Source organism: Falsiroseomonas sp. RANM36, assembly GCF_056682175.1.
In genome coordinates, this window is record NZ_JBWXTD010000003.1 from 1,330,208 (window position 1) to 1,341,161 (window position 10,954).

The 10,954-nt window shown below is 74.4% G+C and carries 8 protein-coding genes; 2 read left to right on the forward strand and 6 right to left on the reverse strand.

The genetic code is table 11. The annotated features are described in order from the left end of the window. Positions 1-161: 161 nt before the first annotated feature. A complete protein-coding gene (locus tag AC1MIR_RS11235; protein WP_480028242.1) occupies positions 162-1,172 on the reverse strand; it encodes an aspartate-semialdehyde dehydrogenase in 1,011 nt (336 codons plus the stop codon). Between the two features lie 170 nt (positions 1,173-1,342). On the opposite strand from AC1MIR_RS11235, the gene AC1MIR_RS11240 reads away from it, so the two are divergent. Then, on the forward strand, positions 1,343-2,983 hold the full coding sequence (locus AC1MIR_RS11240) for a lysine--tRNA ligase (protein ID WP_480028243.1): 1,641 nt from the start codon (positions 1,343-1,345) through the stop codon (positions 2,981-2,983). Here AC1MIR_RS11240 and AC1MIR_RS11245 read toward each other — a convergent pair. From AC1MIR_RS11245 to AC1MIR_RS11265, 5 genes are all read right to left on the reverse strand, one after another. Continuing rightward, complete coding sequence (locus AC1MIR_RS11245; protein ID WP_480028244.1) at positions 2,917-3,441, reverse strand: DegT/DnrJ/EryC1/StrS family aminotransferase; 525 nt, start codon at positions 3,439-3,441, stop codon at positions 2,917-2,919. The genes AC1MIR_RS11240 and AC1MIR_RS11245 overlap by 67 nt on opposite strands. Before the next feature lie 149 nt (positions 3,442-3,590). Beyond that, positions 3,591-4,205 carry a sugar transferase gene (locus tag AC1MIR_RS11250; RefSeq protein WP_480028245.1) on the reverse strand — a complete coding sequence of 205 codons (615 nt, stop codon included), beginning with the start codon at positions 4,203-4,205 and terminating at the stop codon, positions 3,591-3,593. Then, positions 4,198-5,412: an O-antigen ligase family protein gene (locus tag AC1MIR_RS11255; protein ID WP_480028246.1), complete on the reverse strand. Its 1,215-nt coding sequence runs from the start codon at positions 5,410-5,412 to the stop codon at positions 4,198-4,200. The genes AC1MIR_RS11250 and AC1MIR_RS11255 overlap by 8 nt, the downstream gene beginning before the upstream one ends. Before the next feature lies 1 nt (position 5,413). After that, positions 5,414-6,280: a Wzz/FepE/Etk N-terminal domain-containing protein gene (locus tag AC1MIR_RS11260; RefSeq protein WP_480028247.1), complete on the reverse strand. Its 867-nt coding sequence runs from the start codon at positions 6,278-6,280 to the stop codon at positions 5,414-5,416. Continuing rightward, positions 6,267-7,820: a heparinase II/III domain-containing protein gene (locus AC1MIR_RS11265; RefSeq protein ID WP_480028248.1), complete on the reverse strand. Its 1,554-nt coding sequence runs from the start codon at positions 7,818-7,820 to the stop codon at positions 6,267-6,269. Before AC1MIR_RS11265 ends, AC1MIR_RS11260 begins: the two co-directional genes overlap by 14 nt. A gap of 305 nt (positions 7,821-8,125) precedes the next feature. Between AC1MIR_RS11265 and AC1MIR_RS11270 the strand changes: the two genes are divergently transcribed. After that, positions 8,126-10,846, forward strand: a complete 2,721-nt coding sequence (locus tag AC1MIR_RS11270) for an SLBB domain-containing protein (RefSeq protein WP_480028249.1) — start codon at positions 8,126-8,128, stop codon at positions 10,844-10,846. The last annotated feature ends 108 nt before the right edge of the window (positions 10,847-10,954 follow it).

The following is a 10,954-nucleotide window of genomic DNA, read 5'->3' on the forward strand; positions in this document are numbered from 1 at the left end:
CGACCATGAGCCTTGCGCCAAAGCCCGGCACCGCGCCCACCCCGCCCGTCGGCCCGACGCCGCCGTCCGGCACCGCGATCCCGCCGCGCCCCCCCCGCGGCGCCCCCCCCCGCCACCGCGCCCCCCCCCCCCCCCCCCCCCCCCCCCACTTCGGGGGCGTACTAAGCCGCCGCCTTCAGCGCCGGCACCAGTTCCGCGATCTGCACGGCGTTCAGCGCCGCGCCCTTGAGCAGCTGGTCGCCGCAGACGAAGAGGTCCAGGCCGTGGTCGCCGAAGACCAGGTTCTGGCGGATGCGGCCGACCTCGCAATCGTCCTGGCCCGTCGCCGTCAGCGGCATCGGGTACTGCTTGTTCGCCACGTCATCCACCACCTTCACGCCCGGCGCGGCCCGCAGAACCTCGCGCGCGGCCTCGGGCGTGACGGGCTTCTCGGTCTCGATGGTGATCGCCTCGGCATGCACGCGCATGGTCGGGATGCGGACGGCGGTGCAGGAGACGGGAAGGTCGGGCAGGCCCATGATCTTCCGGGTCTCCCAGACGACCTTCATCTCCTCCTTCGTGTAGCCGTTGGGCTGGAAGGCATCGATGTGCGGGATGACGTTGAAGGCGATGGGGTGGGCGAAGACCTCGTTCTTCGCCTTCTCGCCCTCCACCAGCACGCGGCGCGTCTCCCGCTCCAGCTCGGCCATGCCCTCGGCGCCGGCGCCGGAGGTGGCCTGGTAGGTGGAGACGATCACGCGCTTGATGCCGAAGGCGCGGTGCAGCGGCGCCAGCGCCACCACGGCGATCGCGGTCGTGCAGTTCGGGTTGGCGATCAGGCGCGCATTGCCCACCGCCGCCGCGTTCACCTCCGGCACCACCAGCGGGACGTTGTCGTCCAGGCGGAAGGCCGAGGAATTGTCCACCACCGTCACCCCGGCCGCGACCAGCGCGGGGGCGTGCTGCTTGGCGAAATCGCCCGAGACGGCCAGCAGCGCCAGGTCGAGGTCCTTCGCCTTGTCGGGCGAGAATTCCTCGATCGTGACCTCGCCGAAGGGCGTTTTCACCCGCGTGCCCGCGCTGCGGCCCGAGGCGAAGAGGCGGAGTTTCGTCACCGGGAAGCGACGCCGCCCCAGGACCTCCACCAGTTCCTTCCCCACCGCTCCGGTGGCGCCGATGACGCCGACACGCATGTCAGGCTTTTCCTTCGTTGCAGACCAAGACATGGGCCAATAGCGCAAAGACGCCGCCCGGCCAAATGCAGGTTTGGAGGGACAGCCCTGCCCGGCACCGTCGCGGGGTCGCCTCGCCCCGCCGCGCCACCTATAAAGCCAGACTCGACCCGAGAATCTCGCCGGACGCCATGTCAGACGCCGACTACTCCGCCGCAGACCCGCGCGCCTTCGTCGCGACCAAGGCCTGGCCCTTCGAGGAGGCCCACAAGGTCGCCGCCCGGGTGCAGGCCTCGGGCAAGGGCGCGGCCCTGTTCGAGACCGGCTATGGCCCCTCCGGCCTGCCGCATATCGGAACCTTCGGGGAGGTGGCGCGCACCACCTGGGTGCGCAACGCCTTCCACCGCCTGACCGGCCTGCCCTCCCGCCTCGTCGCCTTCAGCGACGACATGGACGGGCTGCGCAAGGTGCCCGACAACGTGCCGAACAAGGAGATGCTGGCCGGCCACCTGGGCAAGCCGGTGACGGCCATCCCCGATCCCTTCGGCACGCATGAAAGCTTCGGGCATCACAACAACGCCCGGCTGCGCGCCTTCCTCGACCAGTTCGGCTTCGACTACGAATTCGCCTCCTCCTCCGACTACTACAAATCGGGCCGCTTCGACGCGGCGCTGCTGCGCATGGCGGAGCGGCACGAGCAGGTGCGGCAGGTCATCCTGCCGACGCTGGGGCCGGAACGCCGCGCCACCTACTCGCCCTTCCTGCCGATCCACCCGAAGACCGGCGTGGTGATGCAGGTGCCGATGGAGGAGGTGCGCCCGGCGGAGGACCTGCTGGTCTGGACCGACCCGGACACGAACGAACAATTCGGCACGCGCATCACCGGCGGCCATTGCAAGGCGCAGTGGAAGGCGGATTGGGCACTGCGCTGGTACGCGCTCGGCGTGGACTACGAGATGTCGGGCAAGGACCTGATCGATTCCGTAAAGCTCTCCGGCGCGATCTGCCGCGTGCTGGGGGGCGAGCCGCCGATCGGCTTCACCTATGAGCTGTTCCTGGACGAGGAAGGCACGAAGATCAGCAAGTCAAAGGGTAACGGCCTCGGCATCGAGGAATGGCTGCACTACGCGCCGCCCGAAAGCCTGGCGCAGTTCATGTACAACCAGCCGCAGCGCGCGAAGCGGCTGTTCTTCGACGTGATCCCGCGCGCGGTGGACGAATACCTGCAGAACCTCGACCGGCTCCGCGCCACGCCGACGCCCGACAATCCCGCCTGGCACATCCATGCGGGCGGCACCAACGATCCCGGCTCGCCGGTGTCCTTCACCATGCTGCTGAACCTGGCCAGCGTGATCAACGCCGACAATGCCGGGATGCTCTGGGGCTTTCTCCAGCGCTACGCGCCCGCCGTGACGCCGGAGAGCCATCCCCTGGTCGCGCGGCTGATCGAGCGTGCTGTGGCCTATTACCGCGACCGCGTCGTGCCGGAAAAGAAGCACCGCGCCGCGACGCCGCAAGAGGCGGCGGCGATGCGCGCGCTGGCCGCCGCGCTGCGCGACCGCGCGACCGACCTCGAGGCGATGGCGCCCGATGAGCGGGCGAAGGCGATCCAGGACCTGGTCTATGACGCCGGGCGCCGCGAGCCCTTCCTGGAACCGGCGAAGGACGGGGGCCGCCCTGGCGTCTCCCGCGCGTGGTTCAACGCCCTCTACCAGGTGCTGCTCGGCCAGCCGGAAGGTCCGCGCTTCGGCGGCTTCGTGGCGCTCTACGGCGTCGCCGGCACGATAGGGCTCATCGAGACGGCGCTGGCGCGGGATCCCGCCGCCGCATGACACGGGAGCCCGGCGCCGGGGGCGCCCCGCCCCCCCCGCCCGCCCCGCCCCCCCCCCCCCCCCCCCCGCGCCCGCCGGCCGCGCCGGGCGGCGCGGGCCAGTTCCTCGGCCAGCAGGCCCGGTTCCAGCGTGGCGCCCGGGCCGGTCGCGTCGAAGAAGCGCGGCACCGCACCCATCTGCACGGCCGGGGCGATGGTGGCCACGAAGGTCAGCGTGGGCGTCCACACCTCGTCGCCCGGTCCGACGCCCAGCACGCGATAGCCGAGATGCAGCGCCGCCGTGCCGGAGGTGGTGGCGAGCACGGACGGGATGCCGGTGACCTCGGCGAGCGCGGCCTCGAAGGCGGCCGGGGCGGGGCCGGCCGGGGCGACCCAGCCGGATTCGAGCGTCGCGCGAAGGCTGTCGAGTTCGCTGCCCTCCAGGGCGGGGGGCGACAGCAGGAGGCGCGACGCCGGCATGCGCGGAAACCGCAGCAGGGCGCTCTTTTGGGCGGGCCCGGGCAGCGTTGCGGCATGAACCGGCAAGGCGAAAGCCTCCGTCTGACTATCGCATCATGGTTGATGATTCGTTAACGGTGCAAGCCCAGACTGCGCAGCGCAGACGCGCCTCAACCCACGCCGTCGCCCGACGGGCCGAAGGGCGGCATGGTCGCATGCCCGGGCGCCGCGACCCCCTTGCCGGAGGCCCAGACCCGCAGCGTCAGCAGGATCAGCAGCAGGTCACGGCCGAGGCGCGGCGGCGCGGTCGCATAGGCCGCGCCGAGTTCCAGCCGCTCCGCCCAGGGCACCGCATTGCGTCCGGCAGCGACGGCCGGCCCGGCGATGCCGGGGCGCGCCCGCAGCATCCGGGCCTGCCGGGTGGAATACAGGTGCAGGTAGTCGAGCGGGAGCGGGCGCGGCCCGACCAGGCTCATCTCTCCGCGCAGCACATTCAGGAGCTGCGGCAACTCGTCCAGGCCGCTCCGGCGGAGCGCGCGGCCGAAGCCGTCGAGCCGCTCCGCGTCGCTGCCCGGCCCCGCGCGCATCGAGCGGAACTTGCGCAGCGCGAAGGGCCGGCCGCCGCGCCCGGCGCGCGCCTGCACGAAGAGCACCGGCGCGCCGAGGCGGATCCGCACGGCAAGCGCCACGAGCAGCATCAGCGGCGCCGTCGCCAGCAGCAGCACCAGCGCGCCGGCGACGTCGAAGGCGCGCTTGCCCCAGAGCGCGTACCAGCCCTCATGCATGGCGCGGCACCCAGAGGCGCGCCGGCGACGCCGCGACACCGAGGCTCAGCGCCAGCCCCAGTGCGAACCAGGCCATGCGGTTGCCGAGGTCGGTGGAGACCATCACCGTCAGCGCCACCGGCAGCACCATCGCGGCGATGCGCGCGGCGCGCGCCGGCGCCACCTGCCGCAGCAGCCTTGTCGCCACGACCAGCCCGCCGCCGAAGGCGCCGAGCCAGAGCAGCAGCCCCGGCAGGCCGGCTTCCGCCAGCGCCTCCAGCGCATGGTTGTGGGGATAGAGGCCGCGCCGCTCGCCATGCCCGGCCGCGATGGTGAAGCCGCCGGTGCCGAGGCCGAAGGGCGCCGCCCGGCCCGCCCAGTCGAGCGCGGCGCCCCAGAGCCCGAGCCGCGCTTCCAGCCCCGCCGCCTCCCCGGTCAGCCGTTCCAGCGTGCGCAGCCCCTCGGCCTCCTCCGGACGCAGCAGCAACAGCAGCAGGAACAGCAGGGACGCGGCAAGGCAGGCCGCGAGCCAGGCCGCGGCCGCGGCATGCCGCCCCGCGAGGCCGAGCCGCAGCGCCGGCGCCAGCGCGACGCCGAGGCCGAGCGCCAGCAGCGCCGTGCGCCCGCCCGGCAGCAGCGCCGCCAGCGCCAGCGCGCCGACGACCAGCAGCCAGAACAGCGCGCGCAACGGGCTGCGCGATTCCGCGGCGCGCAGCGCGGCAAGGCCCGCCGCGATGGCAAGCGCAAGCCCGGCGAGCTGGTGATGCACCTTGCCCGCATCGGGATCGAGCGCCGCCTGCCATCCCCCCGCGAAGCGCCAGAGGATCACCGCCGCGAGCGCCACGCCGATCAGCAGCGACGCCGCGACGAGGCCGCGCCGCGCCGCGGGCTCGGCGCCGACGAGCAACCCGATCGCGAGCATCGCGGGGCCGGCCAGCACGATCTCCGGCAGCTTGTCGGAGGCTATGTCGCGGGAGGCCGTCCAGCTTCCCGCCACCACCCACCACAGCGGCAGCATCAGCGCCGCGGCCAATGGCAGGGCGAGCGCCGCGTCCAGCCGCCAGCGCAGCGTCGCGGCCAGCAGCGCCAGCAGGGGCAGCAGCGCCGCGAAGGCCAGGAGCGTGAGGTCGAAGGGCAACGCGGCGAAGGGCGGCGCGGTCTTGAGCGCGCCGGCCAGCTGCAGCGTCGCCGCCATCCCGCCCGCCAGCAGCGCGATGGCCCTTGTCATGTCACTCCGCCGGCTCCGGCAATGCCGGGAAGGCCGGAGGCCGGCGCGCGAAGCGCAGCAGCACGCCGGCCGCGACCAGCGCCAGTGCGGCGAGCGGCGCGGCGGCCAGCAACAGCAGCAGCAGCAGCGGGCGGTTGGGCAGGCTCGGGCGGATGCCGACATTCGGCGCCGAGACCAGCCGCGCCGCCACCGCCTCGTCCGCCGCCGCGACGACGCCGGCGCGCTGGCTCTGCGCCAGCAATTCGTAAAGCGACTGGCGGATGTAGAGATCGCTCTCCCGGTTCAGCCGCTGCTCGAGCGCCGCGACGCGCCGCCGCGCCAGCTCCTCCAGATCGGCGCGCACCTTGGCCTCGGCGAAGGCGTGCAGGCGCCGCAGCAGCGCCAGCGCGTGCTCGCGATCGGGATGCGCCAGCGAGATGGTCCAGGTGACGGCGCCGAGCGTCTGCGTCACGCCGAGATTGCGTTCCACCCAGGACCGCAAATCGTCCAGGTCGGCATCGCGCCGCAGGCCGAGCAGGGCGCGGATCTCGCCGCGCGGCCAGGCGGTGCGCCAGGCGGTGAGGTCGGCGAGGATCGTGGTCTCCGTCGCCAGCGCGCGCGCCGCCTCCACCGAGCGCAGCGCGCCGAGATAGATGGCGAAATTGCCGGTCGGCCGCGGGTCGAGCAGGCCGCCGATGGCCGGCGCGGCGGAGAGCAGGGTGGAGGTGGCGATGCCGGTGGTCTCCGCGGGCGCCACCGTCGCCTCCGCCACGTAGCTGCGCGGCAGCAGCAGGATCGTCGCGCCGCCGACGAGGAGGAACAGCAGCGCCATCGCCGCCACGCGCAGGCGGCGTGCCCAGATGCCTGCGAGCAGTTCATCCAGCGGCATCGTCAGGTCCTTCGGCTGGAAGGGCGATGATCGTCGTCACGCGGCGGATCGGCGCCGCGGCGCTCACGCGCAGCACCGGCACGCGGCGGATGCGGCCATAGGCCGGGCTTTCCCAGCCGGCGATCAGATCGAGCGCCAGCGGCGCATCGGCCTGGATGCGGATGCGGCCATGCGGGCTGGCGACGCCGTCCTCCCGCAGCACCCAGGGTCCGGGGCGCAGGCGCCAATGCCAGGCGGCGCTGCGGAAAGGCCCGCTCACAACGTCCTGCACGGTCCAGACGCGGCCCTCGACGGCGATGCGGCGCTCGGTGCGGTTGCCGCGCGAATCCTGCGCGGCGGCGCCGTCGGGCAGCGCCGTCATGCGCGGCCAGCGCGCGAGCAGGAAGCGGCCGGCGCGCGGCATCGGCTCGGTGTCGTCGAAGACCGGCGCATTGTGCGCGGCGGCGCCGGAGAGCGCGCCCCACCACCAGGCCTCGGGCGGGTCGTAGCTGCCGGTGCCGCCGTCGCGGATGAGCCACGCCGCACCGTCGCGCAGCGAGAACTGCAGCAGGTCGCACTGGAAGGGGCGGAAGCGCAGCGGGCCGGTGCGCAGCAGCGCGACGCTTCCGGCCGCGCGCCAGCCGGAGGTGCCGGATGCGCGCCAGCCTCCGGGCCGGTCCAGCGTCGCGGCGGGACGCGGCAGGTCGAGCCAGGCGCAGCCCGGATCATCCGGCGCATCGGCCGAGGCCGCGCAGAACAGCCGCGCCGCGCGCTCCACGCTGCCGCGCGCATCACCGGGTCCGTGGAGCGCGAGATCGGCGATGGCCGAGCCATCCTCCAGCCCGAGCGGCGGGAGCGCGCCGCCGGTCGGCTCCACCAGGCCGTGCAGCCAGCGCGCGAGGGCCGCTGCGCGCTCGGCCAGGGGCGTGGGAAAGGGCGGCGCGCCGTGGCGGCGGCGCAGCCATTCGACCACCGAGAGCGTGTCCAGCAGCACCCGCGCATAGCCCGCCGACACCTGCGCGAAGCCACCATCGGGCGCGACCAGCCGCGCCACGCGCCGCGCCAGCCGGGCTGCGGCCGGGCGCGTATCCTCGCCGCGCAGCAGCGCGCAGGCGAAGGCGCCGGCGGCCTCGCTGATCGGATGGTTGTTGTCCTGCGCCAGCGCATAGAGCGGCGTCGCGGCGATGCGCGCCGCGCAGAGGCCGAGCAGGTCGCGCGCGCCCTGCGGTGGGTCGCGGTCGGCATCGAGCAGCGCGAGCGCCAGCGCCAGGTGCAGCGCGCGGAAGGCGGCCTCCTGCCCGCAGGCCCAGGCGACGCCGCGAAAGGGCGGGTTGGCGCGGCACCAGTCGCGCAGCAGCGATTCGGCGCGCGCCAGATGCCCGCCCCCCGGCGCGATGCGCGCCGCCTGCGCGAGCAGGGGCAGCGCGGCGAGCCGGCTCGCTTCCCACACCGGGCGCGCGCCGCCGCCACGATGCAGGACGAGATCCAGCGCATGCGATCGTGGATCGAAGGCGCCATGCCAGTCGGGCGCATCCGGCAGCGCCGCGGCCGCCGCTAGCACGCGCGCCGCCGCGCCGCGAGGCAAGGCGGGCGCCGCGGGCACCCGGCGCGGGAGGAACGGCCCCGGCGGAGCCGCGGCGTCGCGAAGCCGTCGCCGCGCCACCCCGATCCGCCGCGCGAACCGGTCCGTCGCCCAGCAGGCCACCGCGCGCGGCCCCAGGCGCCAGGCCGCGTCCACCGCGATCCAGCGCGCGCCCGTGCCGGCTGCCGGCCCGCGCGGCGCCTCAACCCTGGCGTCAAGAGCATCGGAAGTTGGGACTTGGTCGAGCATGGATTGCCCGACTATGCTACAACAGGTCGTGAATCATGCATCATGATTTCATCCTTCGGTTGATACTGCCCGGGTTGCAGGCCCTGTTGCTTGCGCTCGGCCTGGCCCTGGCGGGTGCGGCCCTGGCGCAGACCGCGCCGGGCCAGCCGACCGCGCCGGCAAGCCCGGGCGGTTCCACCCTCGCCCCGCCGCCGCTGCCGCCGACCCTGCCGGGCGGGCTGCCGCTGCCGCAGCTGCCCGCGGCCACACAGCAGGAGATCCTGCAGCGCATCCTGGATGCGGCCGGCGGCCGCACGCCGCCACCGACGGGCCCGCTCCCCGCCCCGGCCGCGCCACCGGCCACGCTGCCGCCGCAGCCCTATGCCCCCGCGCTTCCGCCGCCGGGCTGGCCGGCGAATGCCGAGCCGCTCTCCCACACCGAGGCCTTCTTCGCCGAGCGCCTCGGCATGCCGCTGCGCCAGTTCGGCTATGACAGCTTCCGCGGCGGACCCGCCGCCACGCCGGTGGTCGGCGCGCTGCCCGACGACTATCTGGTCGGGCGCGACGACGAGCTGGTGCTGGCGCTGCGCGGCCGAACCCGCGCCACGCTGACGCTGCGTGTGCTGCGCGACGGCACGATCCTGGCGCCCGACTTCCCGCCCATCCCCGCCGCCGGCCGCACGCTGCGCGAATTGCGCGCGGATCTCGAAGCGCGCGCCGCGCGCGACATGCCGGGGACGGAGCTGTTCCTGTCCATCGGCCAGGTGCGGCAGATGGCGATCTTCGTCGGCGGCGAGGTGATGCGGCCGGGGATGCAGGCGCTGAACGCGCTGGCCACCGTGCTGGACGCGCTGCAGCTCGCGGGCGGCGTGCGCAAGACCGGCTCGCTACGCGCCATCCGCATCGAAGGACCGGGCGGCCGCCGCGTGCTCGATCTCTACACCGTCATCGCCGGCGCGACGGGCGAGGCCGATATCCGGCTGCGCGAGGGCGACCGCATCCTGGTGCCGGCGCTCGGCGGCGTGGTGGCCGTCGCGGGCGAGGTCACGCGGCCCGGCATCTACGAGCTTCCCGCCGGCCAGACCTCCGCCCCCGTCACGACGATGCTCGGCCTTGCCGGCGATCCGCTGCGCCCTGCGGGCAACCGGCTGCTGGTGCAGGGCACGGACGGCGCCGGCCGGCGCTCCTTCACCGAGCTCGGCGCGGGCGGCGTGGTGCGCCGCGGCGATTCGGTGCTGGTGCAGCCGGGCGCCGATGTGGTGGCGAACCAGCTGCGGCTGGCCGGCCATGTCTCGGCACCCGTCACCCGCGCGGCGGCGCGCGGCGGCACGCTGCGCGGGCTGCTGGCCGATCCGCGGCTGCTCAAGCCCGATCCCTATCCGCGCCTCGGCGTGGTGCTGCGGCTCGATCCGCGCACGCGGGTGCGGCAATTCGTGCCCTTCGACCTGGCGCGCGTGATGCAGGGCGGCGCCAATCCCGGCCTGCAGGAAGGCGACGAGGTGATCGTGCTCGGCAATGCCGACATCGCCTTCCTCGCCAGCCCACCGGTGCAGCGCGCGCTGCGCGGCGAGGCGCCGCCCGCCGAAGCCTGCCCGGCGCTGTCGCAGCTTGCCATCGCCGCGCGCTCGGCGCCGGCGCGCTTCGCCTTCGCGCGCGGCGCCGGCTTCCCCGACATCGGCACGCCGGCCTGCCCGCAGGTGTTCCTGGATTACCCGCCGCTGCTCGCCTTCCTGCTCGACACCGCGGTGCTGGTGGCCGGCGAGGTCAAGCAGCCCGGGCTGTTCCCGATCCTGGACGACACCGGCCTCGACCTGGTGATCGCCGCGGCCGGGGGCGTGACGGATGGCGCCGACCTCTCCGCCGTCGAGCTCGCGCGCGAGCCGAACGACCAGAGCGGCGCGATCCCGCTGACGCGCACCCTGCTCGACCTGCGCAGCCGCAATTTTCGGGCCGTGCGCCTCTCGCCGCGCGACGTGGTGCGCGTGCCGCGCGGCTTCACCGACCGCGAGACCGGCCCCGTCACGCTGGCGGGCGAAGTGCTGCGGCCCGGCGTGTACGACATCCGCCGCGGTGAGCGGCTTTCGGAACTGCTCGCACGCTCCGGCGGGCTGACGCCGCAGGCCTATGCCTTCGGCACCGTCTTCACGCGCGAGAGCGTGCGCATCCGCCAGCAGCAGGGCTTCGAGCGCACGGCGCGCGACCTCGAATCCTCCCTGCTCTCCGTCGCCGCCGGGCAGGCCAATGCCGGGGGCGTCGGGCAGCAGCGGGTGGATCTCGGCGGCCTCGTCACGGCCGGGCGCGAGCTGGCGAGCACGCTGCGCCAGGCGCAGGCCGCCGGACGCATGGTGGTGGAATCGAACCCGGTCGTTCTCGCCGCGCGGCCGGAACTGGACGTGCTGCTGGAACCCGGCGACCTGATCGTCATCCCGAAGCGCCCGAACGAGGTCACGGTGGTCGGCGCCGTGCTGAACGCGGGCAGCCTGCAATTCGTCTCCGGCTGGCGCGCCAGCGACTACGTGCGCGCGGCCGGCGGCACGCAGCGCTTCGCCGACACATCCCGCGCCTTCGTCGTGCTGCCCAACGGCCAGTCGGCGCCCGCCGGCATGTCCGGCTGGCAAAGCGGTGGCCCGCCCGTGCCGCCCGGCAGCCTCGTCGTCGTGCCCCAGGACCCCTCGCCCTTCGAAACCCGCGGCCTGATCCGCGACCTCACCGCGATCCTGAGCCAGGTGACGATCTCCTCCGCGGCCCTGGCGGTGATCGCGCGCGAATTGCAGTGAGGTATGCGCCCAGGGGGGCTTCGCCCCCCTGCACCCCCCACCAGGAGCCTGATGCTCCTGGACCTGCATGCGCTTCATGCCCGGAAGGGAGGGGGGCCGAAGTGCCCC